Annotated in this window: 23 protein-coding genes and 2 tRNA genes; 22 read left to right on the forward strand and 3 right to left on the reverse strand. The window is 53.0% G+C overall.

The genetic code is table 11. The features are described from left to right. Window positions 1–101 precede the first annotated feature (101 nt). Window positions 102–176: transfer RNA gene (locus BIT28_RS14545), tRNA-Gln, on the forward strand. A gap of 57 nt (window positions 177–233) precedes the next feature. After that, window positions 234–318, forward strand: a tRNA-Leu gene (locus tag BIT28_RS14550). 167 nt (window positions 319–485) lie between these two features. Here BIT28_RS14550 and BIT28_RS14555 read toward each other — a convergent pair. Next, window positions 486–1,646 carry a 2-octaprenyl-3-methyl-6-methoxy-1,4-benzoquinol hydroxylase gene (locus BIT28_RS14555; RefSeq protein WP_075764937.1) on the reverse strand — a complete coding sequence of 387 codons (1,161 nt, stop codon included), beginning with the start codon at window positions 1,644–1,646 and terminating at the stop codon, window positions 486–488. A gap of 214 nt (window positions 1,647–1,860) precedes the next feature. Between BIT28_RS14555 and mtgA the strand changes: the two genes are divergently transcribed. The 8 genes from mtgA (at window position 1,861) to BIT28_RS14595 (ending at window position 11,019) form a co-directional block, all read left to right on the forward strand. Next, on the forward strand, window positions 1,861–2,547 hold the full coding sequence (gene mtgA / locus BIT28_RS14560; protein WP_425439636.1) for a monofunctional biosynthetic peptidoglycan transglycosylase: 687 nt from the start codon (window positions 1,861–1,863) through the stop codon (window positions 2,545–2,547). Window positions 2,548–2,784: 237 nt separating this feature from the next. Continuing rightward, entirely contained in the window at window positions 2,785–4,209 is a 1,425-nt protein-coding gene (gene miaB, locus BIT28_RS14565; RefSeq protein ID WP_075764941.1) for a tRNA (N6-isopentenyl adenosine(37)-C2)-methylthiotransferase MiaB, read from the forward strand. Window positions 4,210–4,291: 82 nt separating this feature from the next. Further along, on the forward strand, window positions 4,292–5,377 hold the full coding sequence (locus tag BIT28_RS14570; protein WP_089153681.1) for a PhoH family protein: 1,086 nt from the start codon (window positions 4,292–4,294) through the stop codon (window positions 5,375–5,377). Next, window positions 5,377–5,841, forward strand: coding sequence for an rRNA maturation RNase YbeY (ybeY, locus tag BIT28_RS14575; protein ID WP_075764945.1), 465 nt, complete (start codon window positions 5,377–5,379; stop codon window positions 5,839–5,841). The genes BIT28_RS14570 and ybeY overlap by 1 nt, the downstream gene beginning before the upstream one ends. Before the next feature lie 112 nt (window positions 5,842–5,953). Further along, complete coding sequence (corC, locus tag BIT28_RS14580) at window positions 5,954–6,826, forward strand: CNNM family magnesium/cobalt transport protein CorC (RefSeq protein WP_075764947.1); 873 nt, start codon at window positions 5,954–5,956, stop codon at window positions 6,824–6,826. Window positions 6,827–6,829: 3 nt separating this feature from the next. Beyond that, on the forward strand, window positions 6,830–8,383 hold the full coding sequence (gene lnt / locus BIT28_RS14585; protein ID WP_075764949.1) for an apolipoprotein N-acyltransferase: 1,554 nt from the start codon (window positions 6,830–6,832) through the stop codon (window positions 8,381–8,383). Window positions 8,384–8,536: 153 nt separating this feature from the next. Further along, window positions 8,537–9,109 (forward strand): lipid-binding SYLF domain-containing protein, encoded by a 573-nt coding sequence (locus tag BIT28_RS14590; RefSeq protein ID WP_075764951.1) that lies wholly within the window; start codon window positions 8,537–8,539, stop codon window positions 9,107–9,109. Window positions 9,110–9,456: 347 nt separating this feature from the next. Further along, window positions 9,457–11,019: a S8 family serine peptidase gene (locus BIT28_RS14595; protein ID WP_075764953.1), complete on the forward strand. Its 1,563-nt coding sequence runs from the start codon at window positions 9,457–9,459 to the stop codon at window positions 11,017–11,019. A 47-nt stretch (window positions 11,020–11,066) separates the two neighbouring features. Here BIT28_RS14595 and BIT28_RS14600 read toward each other — a convergent pair whose 3' ends face one another. Then, window positions 11,067–11,549: a zinc ribbon-containing protein gene (locus BIT28_RS14600; RefSeq protein WP_075764955.1), complete on the reverse strand. Its 483-nt coding sequence runs from the start codon at window positions 11,547–11,549 to the stop codon at window positions 11,067–11,069. 186 nt (window positions 11,550–11,735) lie between these two features. Here BIT28_RS14600 and leuS point away from each other — a divergent pair, with 186 nt between their 5' ends. The 12 genes from leuS to lipA all read left to right on the forward strand — a co-directional run bounded on the left by leuS (window position 11,736) and on the right by lipA (window position 24,523). Beyond that, entirely contained in the window at window positions 11,736–14,312 is a 2,577-nt protein-coding gene (leuS, locus tag BIT28_RS14605; protein ID WP_075764957.1) for a leucine--tRNA ligase, read from the forward strand. Between the two features lie 154 nt (window positions 14,313–14,466). Then, window positions 14,467–15,129: an LPS-assembly lipoprotein LptE gene (locus BIT28_RS14610; RefSeq protein ID WP_075765041.1), complete on the forward strand. Its 663-nt coding sequence runs from the start codon at window positions 14,467–14,469 to the stop codon at window positions 15,127–15,129. After that, on the forward strand, window positions 15,126–16,157 hold the full coding sequence (holA, locus tag BIT28_RS14615) for a DNA polymerase III subunit delta (RefSeq protein WP_075764959.1): 1,032 nt from the start codon (window positions 15,126–15,128) through the stop codon (window positions 16,155–16,157). Before BIT28_RS14610 ends, holA begins: the two co-directional genes overlap by 4 nt. A 182-nt stretch (window positions 16,158–16,339) precedes the next feature. After that, the gene (gene rsfS, locus BIT28_RS14620; RefSeq protein ID WP_075764961.1) at window positions 16,340–16,657 is read left to right on the forward strand and encodes a ribosome silencing factor; all 318 of its coding nucleotides are present in this window, start codon (window positions 16,340–16,342) and stop codon (window positions 16,655–16,657) included. Window positions 16,658–16,663: 6 nt separating this feature from the next. Beyond that, window positions 16,664–17,134 carry a 23S rRNA (pseudouridine(1915)-N(3))-methyltransferase RlmH gene (gene rlmH / locus BIT28_RS14625; RefSeq protein WP_075764963.1) on the forward strand — a complete coding sequence of 157 codons (471 nt, stop codon included), beginning with the start codon at window positions 16,664–16,666 and terminating at the stop codon, window positions 17,132–17,134. 6 nt (window positions 17,135–17,140) lie between these two features. Then, window positions 17,141–19,096 carry a penicillin-binding protein 2 gene (mrdA, locus tag BIT28_RS14630; protein ID WP_075764965.1) on the forward strand — a complete coding sequence of 652 codons (1,956 nt, stop codon included), beginning with the start codon at window positions 17,141–17,143 and terminating at the stop codon, window positions 19,094–19,096. Further along, window positions 19,093–20,214: a rod shape-determining protein RodA gene (rodA, locus tag BIT28_RS14635; RefSeq protein ID WP_075764967.1), complete on the forward strand. Its 1,122-nt coding sequence runs from the start codon at window positions 19,093–19,095 to the stop codon at window positions 20,212–20,214. Before mrdA ends, rodA begins: the two co-directional genes overlap by 4 nt. Then, the gene (locus BIT28_RS14640; RefSeq protein ID WP_075764969.1) at window positions 20,215–21,021 is read left to right on the forward strand and encodes a septal ring lytic transglycosylase RlpA family protein; all 807 of its coding nucleotides are present in this window, start codon (window positions 20,215–20,217) and stop codon (window positions 21,019–21,021) included. 159 nt (window positions 21,022–21,180) lie between these two features. Continuing rightward, on the forward strand, window positions 21,181–22,356 hold the full coding sequence (locus BIT28_RS14645) for a serine hydrolase (RefSeq protein ID WP_075764971.1): 1,176 nt from the start codon (window positions 21,181–21,183) through the stop codon (window positions 22,354–22,356). 162 nt (window positions 22,357–22,518) lie between these two features. Further along, entirely contained in the window at window positions 22,519–22,794 is a 276-nt protein-coding gene (gene ybeD / locus BIT28_RS14650) for a DUF493 family protein YbeD (RefSeq protein ID WP_075764973.1), read from the forward strand. Window positions 22,795–22,896: 102 nt separating this feature from the next. Further along, the gene (lipB, locus tag BIT28_RS14655; RefSeq protein WP_370646487.1) at window positions 22,897–23,571 is read left to right on the forward strand and encodes a lipoyl(octanoyl) transferase LipB; all 675 of its coding nucleotides are present in this window, start codon (window positions 22,897–22,899) and stop codon (window positions 23,569–23,571) included. Then, window positions 23,555–24,523, forward strand: a complete 969-nt coding sequence (gene lipA / locus BIT28_RS14660) for a lipoyl synthase (RefSeq protein ID WP_075764975.1) — start codon at window positions 23,555–23,557, stop codon at window positions 24,521–24,523. The genes lipB and lipA overlap by 17 nt, the downstream gene beginning before the upstream one ends. Window positions 24,524–24,638: 115 nt before the next feature. Here lipA and bamC read toward each other — a convergent pair whose 3' ends face one another. Next, window positions 24,639–25,667, reverse strand: a complete 1,029-nt coding sequence (bamC, locus tag BIT28_RS14665) for an outer membrane protein assembly factor BamC (protein WP_075764977.1) — start codon at window positions 25,665–25,667, stop codon at window positions 24,639–24,641. Window positions 25,668–25,679 lie beyond the last annotated feature (12 nt).

Consider the following 25,679-nt stretch of genomic DNA (forward strand, 5'->3'; position numbering starts at 1 on the left):
AGATTTAGGTTCTGGCGCCGCAAGGTGTGAGAGTTCAAGTCTCTCCTTCCGCACCATTCTCTGATTAACTCTCTTCGAGAGCGCTCTAACGAGCAGACTGAAGGGCTATCGCCAAGCGGTAAGGCAACGGGTTTTGATCCCGTCATTCCCTGGTTCGAATCCAGGTAGCCCTGCCATCTTTTACTTAGCGTGTTGATAGTTGATGCTATGATCAAGATAAGACGATAAGTATTGCGGAAGTGGCGGAATTGGTAGACGCACCAGATTTAGGTTCTGGCGCCGCAAGGTGTGAGAGTTCAAGTCTCTCCTTCCGCACCATTTTGAGAAACCCACCTTTTGGTGGGTTTTCTTATGTCTGCAGTAAAGCTAACTGCTGATAGTACTGTTTTTACAACCTACAAAATGATCGTATCTCTCTGGTTGTTAAGCCGAATGTATTGATAACATTCGGCTTTTTCTTTATATGCAGGACTCGGCCAAGTTTCCTACATCCCCATCGCGTATTTCAAGACCTGCTTTTTAACCGGACCGGTATGCTCGGCCAGCTTCAAACCCGCATTACGCAGCAACTTGATCGGCAGCAGAGAATTGCTGAAGGTGGTATAGAAAAAGTCCATACCGCTCTGCATCAGCAGGTTGTCCGGTCGGCGACGGAACTCATAGGCTTTCAGTACTTTTGGCTCTGCCCACGCCTTTCCTGCCCTCTCGATCTCGTGCAGCAAAACATCGACATCCTTAAAACCGAGGTTGACGCCCTGACCAGCCAGCGGATTAATGGTATGGGCCGCATCGCCAAGCAATACCACTCCCGGCTGATAATAGTGCTGTGCATGACGGCGGGTCAGCGGGAAGCTGCCATGGTTAAGCACCTTGAACTCCCCAAGCTCTGCCGGGAAATGCGCGGAAATCTGCTCTTGGAGCTGCTCTGGTGTCATGGCACTGAGCTGCTTGATCCGCTTAGGGCTGTCGTACCAGACCAATGAGCCCTGATGGCCCGGCAATGGGAGAAACGAGCGCGGACCGCGAGGGGTAAACATCTGCCAGGTAATATCTTGCTGCGGCAACGCCGTCTCAACATTGATCAGCATACAGTGCTGGCGATAGTCCCAGGCCGTGATCCCAATGCCGGCCTGTTGCCGTACCTGCGAGTTAGCACCGTCCGCCCCGACCAACAGCTTGGTTTTCAGCTTGCGACCGTCATCAAGCTCAATACAATACTGCGCTTCGACTCTTGTTGCTGTCGTCATACGCGTAGGACAAAGCAACGACAAGTTAGGATAGTCATCAAACTGCTGCCACAGGCCAAGCTGAAGAATACGGTTTTCCACGATGTAGCCCAGGCGATCCAGGTTCATTTCGTCAGCGCTGAACCGGGTACGGCACTCCGGGTGCTCCCAGGTTTCAAGGCGCTTGAAGGGACAGAGCCGCATCTGCAAAATACTGTCCCAGGCACCCAGGCGCATCAGCAGGGCAACCGAGTTGGGGGAAATAGCAGACACCCGCAGGTCCATTGGCTGCTCCGGGTGAAAAGCCTGTGGCGCCTTACCTTCAATCACGGCGACAGTCAGCCCTTGCTGTGCCAGCCCCAGTGCCGTCGCGGCACCGACCATTCCGCCACCTGCAACGACTACATCATATTGTTCCATATCTGGTCTCATCTCAGTGCTATACCAAACGGTGTAAACAGATTAACTATCTGGATCTGACATTCCGTAACGGAGTCAAATAATTACCCCCATGTTACCTGATTCCCCTTTCGCCATCAGCGATAATCCTTCGGAAATTACTCTGAACTCTGCCCCTTCGCATATTTCTTTATTATGATAGGATACCGAACTTAGCAAGAAGGTGATGTCACCGGTGATCGCTCGACTCAAACGCTGGTTATTCCGGCTTGTACTGTTAGCGCTTGGCCTGCCAATCGTGCTGGTCGCAACGCTAAAATTCATCGACCCACCTGTCTGGGGCTGGAAGATCCACCGCAGCCTGTTTCCGCCGGCAGGCTATCCGGCACAGACGACACACCTCTGGACCGAGCTTCGGAATATCTCACCCAATGTCCAGTTGGCCGTCATCGCTTCCGAGGATCAGCGTTTTCCCAGTCATCACGGCATCGATGTCAATGCCGTACTCGGCATCCTCAAAAAAACCGGTACCAACGGGCCCGAACGAGGAGGCAGCACCATCACCCAGCAAACGGCGAAAAACCTCTTTCTCTTCCCTGCCCGCTCATTTGTCCGCAAGGGGGTTGAGCTGTACTTTGCCCTGCTGATGGAGCTCATTTGGGACAAACAGCGCATTCTCGAAGTCTACCTCAATATCATCGAGTTTGGTCCGGGCCTCTATGGGGTAGAAGCCGCCAGCCAGAACTATTTTGCCATCCCGTCAAATCGACTGTCGACCCAGCAGGCCGCCCAGCTCGCCGCCGTATTGCCCAACCCCTATACGATCAAGGCCAACCCAATGAGTGCCTATGTCAGCAAGCGCAGTCGGTGGATCACCCGGCAAATGCGCCAGTTGGGCAAGGGGACGCTGAACCTGCTATAGCGCCGTTGCCTGCACTTTCGCCCCGCTATCCGTGACCCGGCAAACGGCAGTAAATACAGTAAGTAGTCACTGATTCCAAAAACCATACTTTAATAGGGGTGGTGATGTTCTGGTCAGGCCGTGTTTAAAGCAGTACAATACGCGGCTTGCTACAGCGAACAGCTCGTTTAACGTACTGTTGGCCGAATGAAGCAATGTTGAATGCAATGAATAAACACTACGAGTGAAGAGTTAGACATGGCTAAGAAACTGCTTATTAAAACCTGGGGCTGCCAGATGAACGAATACGATTCATCAAAAATGGCCGATCTTCTAAATGCAGCCAATGGCTTCGAGTTAACGGAAGAACCAGAAGAAGCAGACGTTCTGCTACTGAACACCTGCTCAATCCGTGAAAAGGCACAAGAAAAAGTGTTCCACCAGCTAGGCCGCTGGAAGACACTGAAAGACAAGAAGCCGGACCTAGTGATTGGCGTGGGCGGTTGTGTAGCAACTCAAGAAGGCGACTCAATTCGTCAGCGCGCCCCTTACGTGGATGTTATCTTTGGCCCGCAGACCCTGCACCGCCTGCCAGAGATGATCAAACAGTCGCAGTCTGATCATGCGCCAGTGATGGACATCTCTTTCCCTGAAATCGAAAAATTCGACAGCCTGCCGGAACCTCGCGCCGATGGGGCGACAGCATTCGTATCCATCATGGAAGGCTGTTCCAAATACTGTACTTACTGCGTGGTGCCTTACACCCGCGGTGAGGAAGTCAGCCGCCCGCTGGATGATGTCCTGTTCGAAGTGGCCCAGCTTGCCGAGCAAGGCGTACGTGAAGTCAACCTGCTAGGCCAAAATGTTAACGCCTACCGCGGTGCGACTCACGACGATGATATCGCCACCTTTGCCGAGCTGTTGCGTCTGGTTGCAGCTATCGACGGTATCGACCGTATCCGCTATACCACCAGCCATCCAATCGAGTTTACCGACGACATCATTGCCGTATACGAAGACACGCCGGAGCTGGTGAGCTTCCTGCACCTGCCGGTACAGAGCGGCTCGGATCGCATCCTGACCATGATGAAGCGTCCGCACACGGCACTGGAATACAAGTCTAAGATCCGCAAGCTGCGTAAGGCTCGCCCGGATATCACTATCAGCTCAGACTTCATTGTCGCCTTCCCGGGCGAGAGTGACCAGGACTTCCAGGACACCATGAAGCTGATCCGCGATATCGATTTCGACATGAGCTTCAGCTTTATCTTCTCGGCACGCCCGGGCACACCGGCAGCGGATTACCCGTGTGATCTGCCTGAGAATGTAAAAAAAGAGCGCTTGTACGAGCTGCAGCAACAGATCAATACCCAGGCGATGCGCTACTCTCGCCAGATGCTGGACACCGAACAGCGTATTCTGGTTGAAGGCCCGTCGAAGAAGAACATCATGGAGCTGCGTGGCCGTACCGAAAACAACCGAGTGGTCAACTTCGAAGGCTCTGCCGAGCTGATCGGCCAGTTCGTAGACGTGAAGATCACTGACGTATTCACCAACTCACTGCGTGGCGATCTGGTTCGTACCGAGGCCGAAATGGACCTGCGTGTGGCGATGTCACCAACCGAGGTGATGGAGAAAACACGTAAAGAAGATGAATTGGGTGTAGGCGTATATACTCCATAGTATAACGCCTGTCTGAATACCAGTAGGACGCGCCCTGAACAAATGGTCGCCTGGCTCTCCGGGCGACCGCAATGAGAGGCAAATCTTGAGCAAAATTAACACTGTAGAATTCAATCTGGAACCCGCCAATAACCAGCGCCTTTCCAGCCTTTGCGGCCCTTTCGACGACAATATCAAACAACTTGAACGCCGTTTGGGTGTAGAAATCAACCACCGTGGCAACAGCTTCAGCGTTGTTGGCCAGCCCCATACAGCCCAGGCTGCTGCCCATATCATCAAAACTCTGTATGTCGATACGGCACCGGTTCGCAATACGATCCCCGATATCGAGCCCGAGCAGATTCACCTGGCAATCAAAGAATGCGGCGTACTCGAGCAAACCACAGAGAGCACCATCCCTTACGGCAAAGAAGCCACCATCAAGACCAAAAAAGGGGTGATCAAACCGCGTACGCCAAATCAGGCCCAGTACATCACCAACATGGTTACCCATGACATTACCTTTGGTGTAGGCCCTGCCGGTACGGGTAAAACCTACCTGGCCGTGGCAGCCGCCGTTGATGCTCTCGAGCGCCAGGAAATTCGCCGTATCCTGCTGACCCGCCCTGCGGTTGAAGCCGGTGAAAAACTGGGCTTCCTGCCAGGTGATCTGAGCCAGAAAGTCGATCCGTACCTGCGTCCGCTCTACGATGCCCTGTTCGAAATGCTGGGCTTCGAGCGTGTCGAGAAGCTCATCGAGCGCAACGTGATTGAAGTTGCCCCGCTGGCTTACATGCGTGGCCGTACCCTGAATGACGCCTTTATCATTCTTGACGAAAGCCAGAACACCACGGTCGAGCAGATGAAAATGTTCCTGACCCGTATCGGCTTCAATTCCAGGGCCGTGATCACCGGTGACGTTACCCAGATCGACCTGCCGCGCGGTGCCCGCTCCGGTTTGCGTCATGCGATCGAGGTCCTGGCCGATGTCGACGAGATCAGCTTTAACTTCTTCCAGGCCGACGATGTTGTTCGCCACCCTGTGGTCGCACGTATCGTACAAGCCTATGAAGTATGGGAAACCGAAGACCAGAAACAACGCAAGCAGGCCGAACAGCGCCGCCGCGAAGAGCAGCAGGCCCTGCAACAAGCCGCTTCCTCCCTTGCCGAACCGGAAAAAAGTAACTAATGGCGATTTATCTCGATCTGCAATATGCCACTGAAAGCCAGGAAGGCATGCCAAGCGAAGCTGACTTTCAACAATGGCTCAATGCAGCCATCACCCCGTTTCAGGCCGATGCCGAAGTCACGGTCCGTCTTGTCGACGACGCCGAGAGCCATGCCCTGAACCACGAGTACCGCGGTAAGGACAAGCCGACCAACGTATTGTCATTCCCGTTTGAAGCGCCACCAGGGGTAGAGTTAGATCTGCTGGGTGACCTGATCATCTGTCGTCAAGTGGTCGAAGAAGAAGCAAAAGAGCAGGATAAACCCCTGAATGCCCACTGGGCACATATGGTTGTACACGGCAGTCTCCATCTGCTAGGTTATGATCATATCGATGATGATGAAGCCGAAGAAATGGAATCTTTGGAAACGGAAATTATGGAAAACATGGGTTTCACCGATCCGTACGCCGAAGAAAAGCGGTAACATTATCGGAAAACCGTTGTCGTATAGATACCTCGACCGGATACATCCGGTGAGGTATCAGATAGCACCCCGTGGCACAGCCACTTAACTGAGAGAATTTTTTCTTAAAGCAATGAACGAAGATAACTCACAAAATTCTGAAGGTCCGAGTAGAAAGTCCTTCTTTGAACGTATCGGCCAACTGTTCCAGGGTGAACCTCAAAACCGCGAGGAACTGGTCGAGGTCTTCCGAGATTCGGAAGTCAACGATTTGATTGACCACGACACCCGCGACATGCTCGAAGGTGTGATGGAAATATCTGAAATGCGAGTTCGTGACATCATGATCCCGCGCTCCCAGATGGTCACCATCGAACGTTCTCAGAAGTTAGAGGACCTGATTGATTTAATTGTAGATACCCAACACTCCCGCTACCCGGTGATCAGTGACGACAAAGATCATGTCGAAGGCATATTGCTGGCCAAAGATCTGCTGCGTTACCTGCTTCCGAACAGCGAGCCGTTCGATATGGACAAAGTGCTGCGCCCGGCGGTTGTCGTGCCGGAAAGCAAGCGCGTTGACCGTCTGCTGAAAGAGTTCCGCGAGGAACGCTATCACATGGCAATCGTCGTCGACGAGTTTGGCGGGGTATCTGGTGTTATCACCATCGAGGACATCCTGGAGCAGATTGTCGGCGAAATCGAAGACGAATTCGACGATGAGGAAGAACAGGATATCCGTCAGTTAAGTAAGCATACTTTCGCGGTCAAGGCACTGACGACCATCGAAGACTTCAACGACATGTTCCAGACTCACTTCAGCGATGAAGAGGTCGACACCGTCGGCGGCCTGATCATGACCAGTTTCGGTCATCTGCCGAACCGGGGCGAAGTTGTTGAGCTTGATGGCTACTCATTCAAGGTAACATCAGCCGACAGCCGACGGGTTATTCAGTTGCAAGTGACCGTGCCTCACGAAGCACACCAACCGACAACTACATCATAGATAATGAAAAAAAATTCATTCATTACGTTGGGACAGCTCGCAGCCGCTGTCCCGGCGGGTGCGCTTGCCACCCTTTCGTTTGCTCCCTATAACTACTGGTTTCTCGCACCGGTTTCCCTTTTCTGCTTTTTCTACCTGCTCCAGCACCAGAGTATCAAACGTTCAGCTTTGATCGGCTTCCTGTGGGGGCTAGGCCTGTTTGGCACCGGCATTAGCTGGGTACATGTCAGTATCGATACCTTTGGCGGCATGCCCAAACTGGCCAGTCTGTTTCTCATGAGCATGCTGATCAGCTACCTGTCGCTGTTTCCGGCGGCATTCGGTGCCCTGTTCAACCGCTTCAACCGGGGCCGGCCATTCCACCAGCTTCTGCTGAGCGGTCCGGTGATCTGGCTGTTACTGGACTGGTTCCGGGGCTGGTTCCTGACTGGCTTTCCGTGGCTGTGGATGGGCTATAGCCAGATTGACAGCCCGCTATCCGGTATTGCGCCTATTCTCGGGGTCGAAGGGATCACCCTTGCCTTAGTCTTAATCAGCGGCTCCCTGGTTGCCGCCTGGTGTGACCGCAACTGGAAACCTCTGCTAATCCCGCTTCTGATCCTTAGCTTCAGCAGTCTGGCCAACAGCATCCAGTGGGTTGTTCCAGCCCCGGAGAAAAGTGTCGATGTGGCAATGATCCAGGGCAATGTGCCCCAGGAGCTCAAATGGCTCCCGAGCCAGCGCTGGCCGACCCTGATGAAATACACCGATTTGACCCGCGAGAACTGGGATGCCGATCTGATCATCTGGCCAGAAGCCGCCATCCCGGCACTTGAGACACAGGTACCCACCTTCCTGCAGAACCTTGACAGTGCCGCCCGCAACAATGGCAGTACTGTCATTACCGGCGTGCTGGATCAAAAAGACAACGGTGAGTATTTCAATAATATCCTGACGCTGGGCATGAATACCGACGGTCCTTACCAGTATGAAAATGCCACCCGCTACAGCAAGCATCACCTGTTACCGTTTGGGGAGTTTGTTCCGTTTGGCGACTTGCTGCGCCCGATTGCTCCGCTGTTCAACCTACCGATGTCTTCGTTTAGCCGCGGCGGCTTTATCCAGCCCAACCTGGAAGCCAGCGGTTACTCGCTGGCACCGGCACTCTGCTATGAAATTGCCTTCAGCGAACAGGTTCGCCAAAACGTCGGCATTGATACCGAGCTTCTCCTGACCCTGTCCAACGATGCCTGGTTCGGTACCTCTATCGGCCCGTTCCAGCATATGGAGATTGCGCAAATGCGCTCGCTGGAGCTCGGCAAGCCCCTGCTTCGGGCAACCAACAATGGCGTCACCGGTGTTGTCGATCATCGTGGCCAGATCACCAAACAGCTGCCGCAGTTTGAAACCGCCGTCCTGCGGGCAACGGTTGTGCCGACCGAGGGGCTGACACCTTATACCTCCTTGGGTAGCTGGCCGCTCTATATCTATATCCTCTGGTCGCTCACTCTCTCGATGATCCTCATCAAGCGCCGGGCGGGGCACTTTCGTGATCACCGACCGCAAGAGATTGAATAAGGTAACCTGAACAAAGACTTACTCGGATAGCGATACTCGCAGGTAAGCTGAATAGGAACTGACAAGGCGAAGGTAAACCCTTCGCCTTTTTATTGATATTGCTACTATGAGAGTAGTTATAAATACCGCCCAGTTCCAACAAGGAAGCAGCCTATGAAAGCCGTCAACCGACTGTTCGCTATGTTGGGTTCACTTGCCCTGCTCTGCATTGCCTCCGGTTCCGTCGCCGAGGAAAATATTGATACCCAGGCCACCCTGAGCCATTTTCAGGCTGCCAGCCAAACCCAACCGTTTTTTGATTCAGCCTATGGCTATGCGGTGTTTCCTTCGGTAGGCAAAGGTGGTTTCTGGATCGGCGGTGCTTACGGTAGCGGCACCGTCTATAAAGCCGGAACGGTTACTGGCTCGGCCAAACTCTACCAGGTTTCCTTTGGCTTGCAGTTCGGAGGCCAGTCGTACAGTGAAATCATTTTCTTCCAGGACAAGCGGGCTTACGAGCGCTTTACGAGCGGCAGTTTCGAGCTCGATGCCCAGGCATCTGCCGTCGCGCTGACCGAGGGGGCGCAGGCAAAGGCCGGAACCGCTGGCCTCAGTGCCAGCTCGGGCCAACAGTTTATCGATGCCAGCTATACCAACGGCATCGCTATCTTTACCTATGCCAAGGGCGGCATGATGATCGAAGCATCACTTGCCGGACAAACGTTCAGCTTTGAACCGCGAAACTAGCCAGACAACACCGGTGGGGCATGAACAACATGTCTCACCGACACCTCTCCTCCAGCCAATTGCCTTCACAGATCTCCCTCACATAGCCGCCCGTCCCCAGCGTGCGATACAGCACTTCATCCAGAGTCTGAACTTCAACACCAGAATCATTCACCAGCCAATTAACCACGCCCGATATATTTTTTCAGCAAATATCACACCTGCAAACAAGACGGCTGCAATGGACATTTCTTTTATTGATATGTATCTAGAGTCTTATTATTTCTTCTGATAATACCCCGAAAACATGAACACTAGAGGGCGAGCAACAAACTTACCCAATAAGAATAACGGAACAAGGAAGAATCATGAGAACATTACTTTCTGCGCTGGCGGTGATGATCGCCAGCAGCCCGGCCTTCGCGCAAAGCAATGAGCCTGTCACCGATCAAATTATCGTCAAATACCGTAGCAGCAGTGCCGCGATGCTTTCCGAGACCACACCACAACACAGCATTAACCAGCTGCAGCAGGCATTCGGTGCCGACATTCAGTATGTGAGAGCCAGCGCCAATGACACCCATATACTGAAAGTCACCGAGCAGCAAAAGCTCGGGGCAGTTATCGAGCAGCTCAAGCAAGATCCCAATATTGAATATGCCGAACCCGACCGGATCATGTGGCCGACAGCTGTCCCGAATGATCCCGAATACACCAAGCAGTGGCACTACTCGTCATCCGTCAGCGGGCTTAACCTGCCCAAGGCCTGGGATCTCACTACCGGCGGAACCGACGTAGTGGTGGCCGTTATCGATACCGGCATACTGCCCGACCATCCGGACTTGATGAACAACCTCCTGCCCGGCTACGACTTTATCAAAGATGCCGAAAAGGCCCGTGACGGCAACGGCCGGGATAGCGATGCGACCGACGAAGGTGACTGGCTGGTTGCCGGTCAGTGCGGTCCCAACTATCCACCACGAGACCGAACGTCTTCCTGGCATGGTACCCATGTCGCCGGTACTGTCGCGGCCGAAGGCAATAATGGTCAGGGTGTCACCGGGGTAGCCTGGTCAGCCAGTGTCCTGCCGGTCCGTGTGCTCGGAGCCTGCGGCGGCTATACCTCCGATATTACCGACGGCATGCGTTGGGCAGCAGGCCTGCCAGTCACTGGCGTTCCGGCTAACCCCTACCCGGCCAAAGTACTGAATCTCAGCCTGGGTGGCAAAGGCGCGTGCGGACATACCTACCAGCAGGCCATCAATGATGTCAGGGCCAAAGGGGCGTCAGTGGTCGTTGCAGCGGGTAATAGCAATCAGGATGTCAGCGGGTTCACTCCCGGCAGTTGTCAGGGCGTCATCTCTGTCGCGTCCAACAACAAAGAAGGCAGCCGTGCCTTCTACTCCAACTACGGCAGATTGATAGACGTGGCTGCACCGGGCGGCGGACGTTCGGGCGGGATCCTGTCGACCTACAACACAGGCCAGCGGCAAGCAGCACTGCACAGCTATGACTACTCGATGGGAACCAGTATGGCAGCGCCACATGTAGCCGGTATCGCCGCCCTGATGTACTCGCTTGATGCCAGCCTGACACCGGATCAAGTCGAGCAGTACATTACCGAGACCTCAAGAGCCTTCCCGGCCGGCAGCAGTTGTAATACCACCAACTGCGGTACAGGTATTGCCGATACCTTTGCCGCCCTGCAGCGGGTGAAAGGGATCGAGCCACCCCCCAAGCCCAATCCTGGACCGGGTACCGTCGATTGCAGCAATATCCCGCAGTGGACAGCCAGCCACATCTACCTGGCCGGCGAGCAAGCCCAGCAAAACGGCATTGCCTACCAGGCCAACTGGTGGACCCAGAGCCAGTCACCTGCTGAGTTCAGCGCAGCCTGGAGCGTATGGAACAAGCTAGGTCAGTGTAAATAGCAGGTTATCGCGGGCTGTAAAGCCCGCGTTTTTACGGTTTAAAAAAGTTAAGGGGACAGCGGCCGACGGGTAAACTGGGTATGGCCGCACTTCAAACAAGGTTCAATTTTCTTCACGTGTGTGATCAGCTCATGGTGCCCGCACTTTTCACAGACCAGATTGCCCAACCCGATGATTTCACCGGCCTGATAGACACCCTGGTGGTGAAGGTCGTCCATCACCTCGTGCCATTCGATTTGGGTTTTATCGGTAATTTCAGCCAATCCTTCCCAGATAGTTTCCGACACCACGCGGTAGAACGGGCTTTCAGAGAACGGTTCGGGACTTTCTTCGACATTTTTACCGAACTCTTTAAGATCCCGCTTCAGATAGGCTGAGATCAATGCCCATTCATCCTTGGTCATATCACTGGCAGCCTGCTGGTATTTCGCGGTAGTTTCAGCCCAGTGCTTAAGTTCTTCGGGGCTATGTTTCAGGGTTTCAGTTACCTGTTCGAGCAGCGCTTCATAATCCTTTTTTTGCTTAGGCATAGGTCACCTCCCATCTCAGTGCACGCATTGCGCTAATAGAGCCAAATTCTCCAACTATCGAGACCAGAACTAACAATTACTCTCCGAATTGGCCTCAGCTATTGTTGACACCTCTACCTTTAGTTATTCTATGTCGATTATATTGAATGTGTTTGTACTCAACTCACAAAATCCTGGATGTCATCGATGCAAGAACAATATCGCCCACAGGACATTGAACAGAAAGTTCAAGAACACTGGGACAACAACAAGACCTTTGTTGTAAGTGAAGACCCAAATAAAGAAAAATTCTACTGTCTCTCCATGTTCCCGTACCCAAGCGGTCGACTGCACATGGGTCACGTTCGTAACTACACCATCGGTGATGTTGTTTCTCGTTACCAGCGTCTGCAAGGCAAAAACGTGATGCAACCAATTGGTTGGGACGCATTTGGCCTGCCTGCAGAAAACGCCGCTGTTAAAAACAACACCGCGCCAGCACCATGGACTTATGAAAACATTGAGTACATGAAAAACCAGCTGAAATCACTGGGCCTGGGCTACGACTGGAGCCGTGAATTCGCGACCTGTACTCCCGAGTACTACCGCTGGGAACAAGAGTTTTTCACTAAGCTGTACAACAAGGGCCTGGTTTACAAGAAAACCTCGTCTGTAAACTGGTGTCCGAACGACCAGACGGTACTGGCTAACGAGCAGGTAGAAGACGGCTGCTGCTGGCGTTGTGATACCCCGGTAGAGCAAAAAGAGATCCCGCAGTGGTTCATCAAAATCACTGAATATGCCCAAGAGCTACTTGACGATCTGGACAACCTTGACGGTTGGCCTGACATGGTGAAAACCATGCAGCGTAACTGGATTGGTCGCTCTGAAGGTGTCGAGCTGTCTTTCGAGGTAGAAGGCCAGAACACACCGCTGGAAGTGTACACCACACGTCCTGATACCCTGATGGGTGTAACATACGTGGGTATCGCAGCCGGTCACCCACTGGCTGAGCTGGCTGCAAAATCAAACCCTGAACTTGCGGCATTCAACGAAGAATGCAAAAACACCAAAGTTGCCGAAGCAGAGCTGGCAACGATGGAGAAAAAAGGCATGGCAACAGGCCTTTACGCAATTCACCCGCTAAACGGCCGCCGTGTTCCTGTATTCGTCGCAAACTTCGTACTGATGGATTACGGCACAGGTGCGGTAATGGCAGTACCTGCGCACGATCAGCGTGACTTTGAATTCGCAACCAAATACGGCCTGGATATCGTTCCTGTTATCAAACCAGAAGACGGTAGCGAACTAGACGTATCAGAAGCGGCATACACCGAGAAAGGTGTTCTGTTTGATTCCGGCGAATTTGACGGCCTTAACTTCCAGGCTGCGTTCGATGCGATTGCTGCGAAGCTTGAAGCAGAAGGCAAAGGTAAGAAAACTGTTAACTTCCGTCTGCGTGACTGGGGTGTATCTCGCCAGCGTTACTGGGGCGCGCCTATCCCGATGGTCACCACTGAAGACGGTGAAGTTCACCCGGTACCAGCAGATCAACTACCGGTGATCCTACCGGAAGACGTGGTAATGGACGGCGTAACCAGCCCAATCAAAGCCGATAAAGAGTGGGCAAAGACCACCTTTAACGGTGAGCCGGCACTGCGCGAAACCGACACCTTTGATACCTTCATGGAGTCGTCTTGGTACTACGCACGTTACTGCTCACCACAGGCTGACGATATTCTTGATCCGGAAAAAGCCAACTACTGGCTACCGGTAGACCAGTACATTGGTGGTATCGAGCACGCTTGTATGCACCTGCTGTACTCGCGCTTCTTCCACAAACTGCTACGTGATGCCGGTTACGTAAAATCTGACGAGCCGTTCAAGCAGCTTCTATGTCAGGGTATGGTACTGGCTGATGCCTTCTACTACACCAACGACAAAGGTGCCAAGGTATGGGTATCACCAAACGATGTCACTATTGAGCGTGACGAGAAAGGCCGTATCGTCAAGGCAGAAGACAACGAGGGCAACGATGTCGTTCATACCGGCATGACCAAGATGTCCAAGTCGAAGAACAACGGTATCGATCCGCAGGAAATGATCAACAAGTACGGTGCCGATACCGTGCGTCTGTTCATGATGTTTGCTTCACCGGCGGACATGACCCTTGAATGGCAGGAATCCGGTGTTGAAGGGGCGAACCGCTTCCTGAAACGTGTCTGGAAACTGGTTAACGAACACGCCGCGAAAGGTGCCGCTGACGCAGTCGATGTTGCTGCCCTGTCTTCGGACCAGAAAGCACTTCGTCGTGATGTTCACAAGACCATTGCCAAAGTCGGCGATGATATTGGCCGTCGCCAGACATTCAATACCGCGATTGCAGCCATCATGGAGCTGATGAACAAGCTGGCGAAAGCCTCTCAGGAATCAGCACAAGACCGTGCGCTGCTGGATGAAGCCCTAAAGGCTATCGTCCGCATGCTATACCCAATGACTCCGCACATCTGTTTCGAAATGTGGGAGCTGTTAGGTGAAAGCAATGTCGACCAGGCTGTATGGCCGGAAGCAGACACCAAGGCATTGGTTGAAGACGAAAAGCTAATCATCGTTCAGGTTAACGGCAAACTACGCGCCAAGCTGACCGTAGCGGCTGACTCAACCAAAGAGCAGGTTGAAGAACTTGCCCTTAACGATGAGAACGTCACCAAGTTCACTGACGACAAGACCATTCGTAAAGTGATCTACGTACCTGGTAAATTGCTGAATATTGTTGCGAACTAAAAAGGTCGCGAACTAAAGCAATTTATTAGTGCCTAATCAGAGGCTTCCGTAAACCGGGAGTCTCTGGTGGCACCCAACCGGTCCACCTACTCTCTTTGCCGGTTTACCAATGTTGACCGGTCAGTTTCCACCTATTTTTCATGGAGCAGACTCGGTGAAAGCTTTCTTTTCTCTAAAAAGCACAATCCGAACCCTCTTTGTCGCAGTTATGGCTATTGCCACTGCTTCTTGTGGTTTCCACCTTCGCGGTAACTACATGTTACCCGATGACATCGCCAAACTATCCCTGACCAGTTTCGACCAATACGGCCAGCTAACCCGTCAGGTTGAATCCCAGTTCAAGCTGCATGGTATCGAATCCGTGCCGCCATCGAGCAAGGTCCCGAACCTGCACCTGATCAGCGAATCGCTCGGCGAGCGTACCCTGTCACTGTACCAAAACAGCCGAGCAGCGGAGTACGAACTGACCTATGTGGTCAGCTATAACATCGTCGTTCCAGAAAAAGGCAGCCAGAGCTATACCACCCGGGTCAACCGCACCTTCCTCGACAACCCGTTAACGGCGCTGGCAAAATCGGTCGAGCGCGACATGATTGAAGACGAGATGCGCCAGCAGGCCTCTCGCCAGATCATGCGCCAGCTAGCCCGCCTGACAGCCGTATTCAACAAGCTGGAAGAAGAAGAGCTGGAAGCGATGCTTGAAGACGATGGCAATGCGTCTTATGACAGCACAATAACCACGGAAGCACTGGAAGACACCCAGGCAGGCAATGCCCTCTTTGCCGACGAGACAAGCTCGAGCAACACAGCAAAATGAGAATATATCCGGAACAACTGACGCAGCAACTGAACAAGGGGCTGCGTCAAGCCTATCTGCTGTTCGGCAACGAACCCTTGCTAAAGCAAGAGTGCAGCCAGCAAATCCGACAAGCCGCACAGCAGGCCGGCTTTGACGAACGCCACACCTTTACCATTGATGCCCAGCTAGACTGGAACCAGGTACTCGACTGTACTCAGGCGATGAGCCTGTTTTCTGCTCGCCAAATCATCGAGCTGGAAGTACCGGAAAGCGGCCTCAATGCCAACCAGGCCAAGTCGCTGCAAGAAGTAACGGCGACCCTGCATAACGATATTTTATTGCTGATGCATGGCCCACGCCTGAACAAGAAGCAGGAAAATGCCAAGTGGTTCAAGGCCGTCGCCGAACAGGGACTGTATGTTCCATGTAATACCCCCGATGCCCGTCATCTGCCGCGCTTTATCCAGGCTCGCTGCCAGCAACTGGGACTCAACCCGGATCATGAATCCGTTCTCATGCTGGCACAATGGCATGAGGGAAACCTGCTGGCACTGGCACAAAGCCTGCAAAAACTGACCTTGCTCTATCCGGACGGCGCACTGACTGTTCTCCGCCTGGAGGAAGCTCTGAGCCGCCATAACCATTACACCCCGTTCCAGCTTGTCGATGCCGTCCTGGCCGGACAGAGCAAGCGCAGCCAGCGGGTTCTGCGTCAGTTGGAAGGCGAAGGGATCGAAGCTGTCATTTTGCTACGTACCCTGCAGCGAGAACTGACCCAACTGTATAAAATGCAGGAACTGGGCAGCAAGGGCACCCCGCTGAACATTATTTTCGAGCAGTTCCGCATCTGGCAGAGCCGCCGGGAGGTATATATCGGCGCACTTCACCGGCTGCCGCTTAAAACACTGGTACAGCTGCTGCAGCAGCTTGCAGCCATAGAGGTTGAGGTCAAGACCAATTTTGACTATCAGCCATGGCCGGCACTCTCGGCCCTGTGTGCTGAAATGTGTGGCGTCAGAACGCATACCATGGCCCAGTCGTTTTAGGAACAAGACCGGGCTGGCGGCTATCTTCCGGTAGCGGAAAATTAATTATCCGCTATTTATGTAAAGTTACTGCCAACTTGTTTCGAACGGGGTTGTGCATGGTATACTGCGCCGCTAAATTGTGACTCAGATCAGTCTGAGGCCAACGAAATTACAACAATCACTCAAATGAGGGGATTCCTTTGCAGGTTCAAGAACTACACGATTTTATTGTTGATAAAGTTGACGATATTAAAGCCCAGGACATTGTGACACTTGACGTACGCGGCAAGTCGAGCATCACGGAGTTTATGGTAGTGTGTACGGGTACATCTAATCGCCATGTAGCCTCGATTGCGGATCACGTCAACAAAGAGTCAAAGCTGATCGATTTTCCTCCGTTTGGCATCAGCGGTGAAGAAGATGGCGAATGGGTCGTGGTCGACATGGGCAGTGTTATGCTGCACATCATGCAGGAAGACGCACGTAACCTGTATCAACTGGAGAAGCTTTGGGGCTAACTGACAATGAAGCTTCAATTGATTGCAGTGGGCAACAAGATGCCCAAATGGATCGAAGAAGGCTATAAAGAATATAGCCGCCGCTTCCCGAAAGACATGCCACTGGAACTGATCGAAATTCCGGCCGGCAAACGAGGCAAGAATGCCGATATCGCCCGTATTCTGCAAAAAGAAGGCGAGGCCATGCTGGCTGCGGTACCTAAGGGTAACCGCATTGTTACTCTGGATATTCCGGGCAAGCGCTGGGATACCGAACAGCTGGCAGGCCAGCTGGAAAGCTGGAAACTGGACGGTCGTGATGTATCGATCCTGATCGGCGGGCCGGAAGGGCTGGCACCTGCGTGCAAAGCCGCGGCAGATCAAAGCTGGTCACTGTCGCCTCTGACGCTTCCCCACCCTCTGGTACGGGTGGTGATGGCTGAAAGCCTCTACCGTGCGTGGAGCATTACCGCTAACCACCCTTACCACAGAGAATAATTGCCAATGAGACAAAAGCGAACCCAGATCCGCGACCATCGGGCTGAGTCGGCGCTCTTTTTCCGCCGGGCTCTTGTCTCATTTATCGGCATTCTCATGCTGGTAGGTCTGCTGTTGACCAATCTGTACCACATTCAGGTCAGCCAGCACGAAGACTACCAGACCCGCTCCAACGATAACCGCATTAAAATTGTCCCGGTTTCTCCTAACCGCGGGCTGATCTATGATCGCAACGGGATTCTTCTGGCAGAGAATCGCCCGGTCTATTCGCTGGAGATCACCACGGAAAAAGTCACCGATCTTGAAGACACCTTTACCCGCCTCAGGGCGCTAATGGCAATCACCGACGAGAATATCGAACGCTTTCGCAAAGAGCGCCGCCGGACCCGTCGCTTCAAGTCGGTCCCTATTTTAAACCAGCTGTCCGAACAGCAGGTTGCCCTGTTTTCAGTCAACCAGCATAAATTCCCGGGGGTCGAGGTCAAGGCCTACCTCAAGCGGCATTACCCGTATGGTGATGCACTGACCCATGTGCTGGGCTACGTGGCCAAAATCAACGATCGCGATCTCCAGCGCCTTGAGCGCGAAGAGAAAATCAGCAACTACAAGGCCACCCGCGATATGGGTAAGCTCGGGATCGAAAAATATTACGAGGATTTGCTGCACGGCACTTCCGGCTATCAGGAAGTTGAGGTCAACAGCCGCGGCCGGGTTATTCGTACCCTGAAGTACGTCCCGCCTATTCCGGGCAAAGATATCCGCCTGAACCTTGATATCGAGCTACAGCTGTATGTCAAAGAGCTGCTGACAGAACGCAATCAGGATCCGGATACCGGCGAGGAAATCATCAAGTACAAACGGGGTTCGGTGGTGGTTCTCGATCCGCGGGATTCTTCTGTATTGGCCATGGTATCGAGCCCGAGCTACGATCCGAACCTGTTCGTCCACGGTATTTCCGGCAAGAAATACCGCGAGCTCCTGAACGACAAGAACCGCCCGCTGGTTAACCGGGTCACCCTGGGGATATATCCGCCGGCCTCGACCGTGAAACCTATGATTGCGGTTGCCGCGTTAAGCGAGGGGGTGATCACCCCCCGTACCACCCGTAATGATCCGGGCTACTGGAAGATCCCGAACTCCAAAAGCCGCCCATTCCGTGACTGGCTACGCTGGGGACACGGCAAGGTCAACATCAGCAAGGCCATCGAGGAGTCCGTCGATACCTTCTTCTATCAGGTTGCCTATGATCTCGGTATCGACCGCATTTCTGAATGGATGAGCCGCTTCGGCTACGGTGACTATACCGGCATCGATATTCACGAAGAGAGCAAGGCCAACATGCCAACCCGGGAATGGAAACAGGCGCGATTCCGCCAGCCTTGGTACCAGGGCGATACCATTCCGGTCGGGATCGGCCAGGGATACTGGACGGCAACCCCGCTGCAGATTGCCAAAGCGACGACGGTACTGGTCAACAACGGTCTGGTCCATGCGCCGCACCTGCTCAAAGATGTGATCGAAAGCGAGGTTAGCATACCGGCCAAGTTTGACGACTATCCGCCGATTACCAATGTCGACCAGAAGTACTGGGACATCGCCAAAGACGGTATGTACCGGGTATTGTTCGGGACACGCGGTACGGCACGCCGCGCGTTTTACGGCTCCGAATACAAGGCCGGAGGCAAGTCCGGCTCGGCGCAGGTCTTTGGCCTCGCCGAGGATCAGGAATACAACGCCGAAGAGCTGGAAGAGCATCTGCGCGATCACGCTTTGTTTACCGCCTTCGCCCCGTATGAAAAACCTGAAGTTGTCGTTTCCATGGTACTTGAGAATGCGGGCGGCGGCTCGTCCAACGGCGGCCCGGTCGCACGGAAGATCTTTGACCATATGCTGCTCAAACCCAAGCAGCCGGAACAATCACAACCAGTAACTGGTGCCAAACTAACCGAGGTAAGCCGATGAGTGTCATGGCCGCGACGGGAAACAAACGAACTCTCAGTGATCGCCTGCATCTCGATATGCCGCTGCTGCTGGGTATTCTGGCACTGATGGCTTTCGCCCTGATGGTAATGTACAGCGCCAGTGGTCAGAGCCTGCCGATGATGGAACGCCAGGCTGTGCGCATGTGCCTGTCGCTGGGCGTGATGTTTATCCTCGCCCAGATTGCCCCGCGCCACTATGAGGCCTGGGCCCCCTATCTGTTCGGTGTCGGATTGCTGTTGCTGCTCGGTGTCCTGTTCTTTGGCGAGGCGTCTAAAGGGGCGCAGCGCTGGCTGAACTTCGGCTTCGTCCGCTTCCAGCCCTCGGAGCTGATCAAGCTGGCGGTGCCGCTGATGGTCGCGCGGTTTATCGGTAACCAGCCGCTGCCGCCAAGTTTTCGTAATATCGTCATTGCCCTTGTCATGATATTCGTTCCGACCGTGCTGATCGCCAAACAGCCCGACCTGGGCACATCGATTCTGATTGCCGCCTCCGGGGTATTCGTCCTGTTCCTGTCCGGGATCAGCTGGCGGATCATCGGTGCTGCGGGAGTACTGCTTGGTGCCTTTATCCCTGTGTTATGGCTGTTCCTGATGCGCGACTACCAGCGTACCCGGGTTCTGACCCTATTCAACCCGGAATCCGACCCGCTCGGGGCTGGTTACCATATCATCCAGTCAAAGATAGCTATCGGCTCGGGCGGTATGACCGGCAAGGGGTGGATGCAGGGAACCCAGTCCCAGCTGGAATTTCTGCCTGAACGTCATACCGACTTTATCTTCGCGGTGATTGCCGAGGAGTGGGGCCTGATCGGGGTGATCTGCCTGCTCGCCATCTATCTTTTCATTATTGGCCGGGGGCTGATGCTGGCCAGCCGTGCCCAGACGGCATTTGGCCGCATGATGGCCGGCAGTATCGTACTGAGCTTTTTTGTCTATATTTTTGTTAACATCGGCATGGTCAGCGGGCTATTGCCGGTGGTAGGGGTTCCCCTCCCTCTGGTCAGCTATGGCGGAACATCCATGGTTACCCTGATGGCAGGCTTCGGGATCCTGATGTCGATTCACACCCACAGAAAAATGTTGTCTAAGGCGACCTAAATGCGCGCGTATCCAATTATATTATTACTCCTACTGGCAGGCTGTAGCTCGGCACCGAGCAATGAGCGCTACGATATTGCCGATGATGTCGCTCCTGAGTCGTCACCGACTCTGGATCATATCGAAGATGCACAGCCACGCTATGAAGCCAGGAGTCTTGCAGGCAACAAGGACTACACGCTACGTGGCCAGGACTACCAAATCGTTGATACCAGTACACCGTTTAGCGAGGAAGGCTATGCTTCCTGGTACGGCAAGAAGTTCCACGGCCATAAAACCTCGAACGGCGAGATTTATGACATGTACTCGATGACAGCGGCGCACAAAACCCTGCCCCTGCCAAGCTATGTCAGGGTCACCAATACCGATAACGGCAAAACAGCGATTGTCCGGGTCAATGACCGCGGTCCTTTTCATCAAGGGCGAATCATCGATTTGAGTATGGCAGCAGCGGTAAAGCTCGATGTCGTCAAGCACGGTACGGCCCCGGTAAAGATTGAACTGATCCAGATCCCCAAACCGGAATTTACCGACGAATGGCAAAGTGCCAACCCGCACTTTTATTTCGTCCAACTGGCTGCCGTCACCGACGAGGCCAAGGCCAAGCAAATGGCCACACAGCTAGAACAGGACTTTGCTACCCAGGTCGACCTGAAGAAAGCCGATTCGGCAGAAGTCTACCGACTGCGCCTCGGCCCTTATCTGGATCGTGACGAGGCAGTGCTTCAGCGAGACAAGGCGAAAACCAACCAGTTCCCGCAGGCCTTTATCATAACGTCACAACGCGAGCTGGAACAAAAACAATAATCTTGACTCTATCTACAACGGTCTTACACCAACTAATGTCAGAGAACGGTAAGAATGCCAAACTTGCAGCCTTCACAGGCGGCAAAACTGGTTCTAAGTTTTCAATCTGATATAGTGTGTAAAGTTTTTTTGCAATCGACAAATTAAGTTACAACTATCATGAAGAAATCTGCTGCACTTATTCGTTCTGTAGCTGTATCGGCGACTCTGCTAGCTTCAGCTTCTGTCGCAGCTGCACCAGCTGTAGTACCTGAAGCCCCTCAGATTGCGTCTAAGGGCTATGTCCTGATGGACTACCATTCCGGCAAGATTCTGGCTGGAAACAAAGAAAATGTTCAGATACCACCAGCTAGCCTGACCAAAATGATGACCAGCTACGTCATCGGCCAAGAAGTCAATCGAGGCAACATCTCGATGGACGATACCGTAGTGATCAGCAAAAACGCCTGGGCCAAGAACTTTCCGGGCTCGTCAAAGATGTTCATCGAAGTGGGCAGCGAAGTCAAAGTTGCCGACCTTAACCGCGGTATCATTATCCAGTCGGGCAATGATGCCTGTGTCGCAATGGCTGAGCATGTGGCTGGCTCTGAAGAGTCTTTTGTCGATTTAATGAATGCCTGGGCCAAGACGCTGGGCATGGACAACACCAATTTTGCCAATGTTCACGGCCTGGACAACCCGAGACTCCTTACCACGCCGTACGATATGGCACTGCTGGCACAAGGCCTGATCCGTGATGTACCGGAAGAGTTTGCAATCTATAAAGAAAAGTCATTCACTTATAACGGTATAACCCAGTACAACCGCAACAGCCTGCTATGGGATAAAAGCCTCAATGTTGACGGTCTGAAAACCGGCCACACCAACAATGCCGGTTACAGCCTGGTCAGCACTGCAACCGAAGGTAAGATGCGCCTTATCTCGGTCGTGATGGGCACCAAGAGCCCGAATGCCCGTAAAGCCGAAAGCAAGAAGCTGCTGAACTACGGTTTCCGTTTCTTCGAGACGGTTTCACCGCACAAAGCCAACGAAACCTTCGTCACCGAAAAAGTCTGGATGGGCGATACGGCTGAAGTGTCTCTGGGTGTAAGCCAGGATACCTTTGTTACCCTACCTCGCGGCCAGACCAAAGATCTGAAAGCCAGCTTCGTACTGGAAAAAGAGCTGAAGGCCCCGATTTCCAAGGGTGACGTTGTCGGCAAACTTTACTACCGCGTCGGCGAAGAAGATATTGCCGAGTACCCGCTGCTGGCGTTAAATGATGTTAACGAAGGTGGTCTGTTCAGTCGCCTAATTGATTATATTATGTTGCTGTTCAAAGGCTGGCTTAGCTAATCCAGCTTACTGAAAAGCAATAGAAAGAGGCAACGGATGTTGCCTCTTTTTGTATCTGTCGCCCACCACCGCCACAGTCAGATGCTTGTTTTATAGCGGTTGACCCATTAATATGCTCTGCTAAAACACAGTAATACCGAATGCAAAACCCTGGAGTTCAGAATGCAACAGCAAGAACAACCAAAACTAAAAGACCTACTCGAGTTTCCTTGTAAGTTTTCCTACAAGGTAATGGGTTACAACAAACCTGAACTACCGGATCTGGTTGTTGAAGTCATTCAGCGCCATGCACCAGGCGATTATAGCCCGACGGTAAAACCAAGCGGCAAGGGTACCTACAGCGCCGTTTCAGTTTCGATCACCGCAACATCGATCGAGCAGGTTGAGACGCTTTACAAAGAGCTGGGCGAGATTGATATTGTCCGTGTGGTACTGTAATACCATCGAAAGTCCCTACAATTTGGCGGCTGTATAACTGTCCGCCAAGTTTTATAATGCACCCATGTGGTGTCATTAACCCAGGTGTAACCTGGTGACAATATGGGTGTTAAATTGCAAAAAACTATTATTATTCGGAACCTTGGTCGCCGAGACTATGAAGCAACTTGGCAGGCCATGCACGAATTCACAGATCAACGCGGTTCGGAAACAACGGACGAAGTCTGGCTGGTTGAACACAATCCGGTATTCACCCAGGGTCAGGCGGGAAAAGCCGAGCACTTGCTCGATACAGGCGATATCCCAGTCGTCCAAAGCGATCGTGGCGGCCAGGTAACCTATCACGGTCCGGGTCAGCAGGTCGCTTATATTCTGATTGATCTGCGACGTATTAAACTTGGCGTGCGCGACCTCGTCACTCACATCGAGAATACGGTAATAAACACTCTTTCCCGTTTTGGGGTTGAGTCCAATGCCCGCCCGGATGCGCCAGGTGTGTATGTCGACGGCAAGAAGATATGCTCACTTGGGCTTCGTATCAGGCGCGGTTGCTCTTTTCATGGTCTGGCACTCAATATCAACATGGACCTGGCGCCATTTTTACGCATTAACCCATGCGGCTATCAGGGGATGGAAATGACCCAGCTAGCAACAATGAATGGCCCATCTGAACTGGCAGAAGTTCAGCCTGTACTTATAGAAGAGCTAGTCAAACTGCTCGATTACCAGAGCGTTGAGTGGAAAACGGAAAGCAATTCATATGAGCAAACCAATTAAGATCGAACAAGGTATCAAATACCGTGATGCCGATAAAATGGCGCTGATCCCTGTCCGTAGTGTGACAGAAGAAGCACCGAAAGAAATGCTGCGCAAGCCGGAGTGGATGAAAATCAAGCTTCCTTCTGACAGCCAGCGTATCCAGGACATCAAGTCGGCAATGCGCAAGAACAACCTTCACTCTGTGTGTGAAGAAGCCTCTTGTCCGAACCTGGCGGAATGTTTTAACCACGGTACCGCAACCTTTATGATTCTGGGTGCAATCTGTACCCGTCGTTGCCCATTCTGCGACGTTGCACATGGCCGTCCGCTACCGCCTAATGCAGAAGAGCCAACCCAGCTAGCGCAGACAATTGCTGATATGAAGCTGCGTTATGTTGTTGTCACCTCGGTTGACCGTGATGATCTGCGTGACGGTGGTGCCCAGCACTTTGCTGACTGTACCCGTGAAATCCGTGCCAAGAGCCCGGAGATTAAGATTGAAACACTGGTACCGGACTTCCGTGGCCGCATGGATCGCGCTCTGGATATCCTGCGTGATAATCCGCCTGATGTTTTCAACCACAACCTAGAGACGGCTCCCCGCCTGTATCGTAAGGCACGACCTGGTGCCAACTATCAGTGGTCATTGGATCTTCTGAAAAAATTCAAGGAAATGCACCCGGACGTACCGACCAAGTCGGGACTGATGATGGGATTGGGTGAAACCAAAGAAGAGATTGTCGAGGTACTGAAAGACCTGCGTGCACACGGCGTGACTATGCTGACGCTGGGTCAGTATCTGGCACCTAGCCGCCATCACCTGCCTGTTGAGCGCTATGTACCGCCTTCAGAGTTTGACGAACTGAAAGAAATCGCCCTGGAGCTGGGCTTTACCCATGCAGCCTGTGGCCCGTTTGTTCGCTCTTCATACCATGCTGATATGCAGGCGAAAGGCGAAGAAGTGAAATAATCACGTCGAGCGCCGAAGCCTTCAAGCCATAGCTGCTTCGAGGAACGCCTACAAAAAAACCGCTGCGGCATTGCCGAAGCGGTTTTTTTATCTTTAATCGTTGTCAAACAGCAGGCTAGCTGTTGTTGGCACGATCAATTGCAGCAGCGAAGACCGGAGCCAGGCTCTTCAGGGCTTCCTCGGTAACAGGTTTACCGTCGCTGTCTGTCACATTCACCGATGTCCGGTTACCCAAGTCACCTAGCTGGAGGTTGTAGGAACGGTCATCGAGCTGAATAGGCTTGGTTCCAAGTTCAGTCCAGAATGCATCATCCGGGGAACGGAACTTCACTTCCACCACACCCTGGGAACGGTTACGCCCTTCAACAGTAAAGCCAAGTTGTCCCAGTAGGTCCGGCAGACGCTCCCAGAACACATTATATGGTGCGCGGGCAATAATGACCGGCAGACCGCTGCGGTCCTGACCCATCGAGATAGGGATCTGCTTAACCAGCTCCTGGGCACGCAATCTGGCCAAATCACGCTCCTGCTGATCATAACGTGACATAACCAGGTTGGTCATCAGAATGCTATAGCGTTCTTTGTTAATTGCTGACACTGTTTTTTCAACACCGCCTTCACGCCAGTCAACCAAGGTGATCTTGTAGCTATTGTTTACTGAACCGGAGGATTTCTCAATCCGGTATCGGCTGCCAACCGGGTTTTCCTCGTCCTCGTTGACCCAGTTCACCCAGTCTGTTTCCATCACATTGGCCGACTGGCTAAGTAGCTGGATATTCCGCTCGGCGATCAAGCGCTGTGTCAGCGTCCATACCTTGGTCAGCTCTTCAGGCTTTGCCAACAGCAGTGTGACACCGTCTGCATCCTTAACGGTGCGTGCACCGGGGATCAACGCAAGTACCTGCTGAGGCGGACGGATATCAACCGCGGGGCCTAGCTCGCCGGGAAAGCGCTGAACCGGAATCGCATAATCATTCACCTGGGAGGCCTGAGCTCCGCTCGGCAACGCCCACGATTCCAGCGGCTTTGTCTCAAGATAGGTAAAATCTTGATTTGCCTGGCGACGACGTTCTGCCCCACCAGAGCACCCCGCCAATGTGGCAACCATTACAGCAGTTACCGCCAGCCTGTATTTATAATTCATTAAGCTTCTGCG

The sequence above is a fragment of the Photobacterium proteolyticum genome, assembly GCF_001939735.1.
In the GTDB taxonomy this organism is placed as follows: domain Bacteria; phylum Pseudomonadota; class Gammaproteobacteria; order Enterobacterales; family Vibrionaceae; genus Photobacterium; species Photobacterium proteolyticum.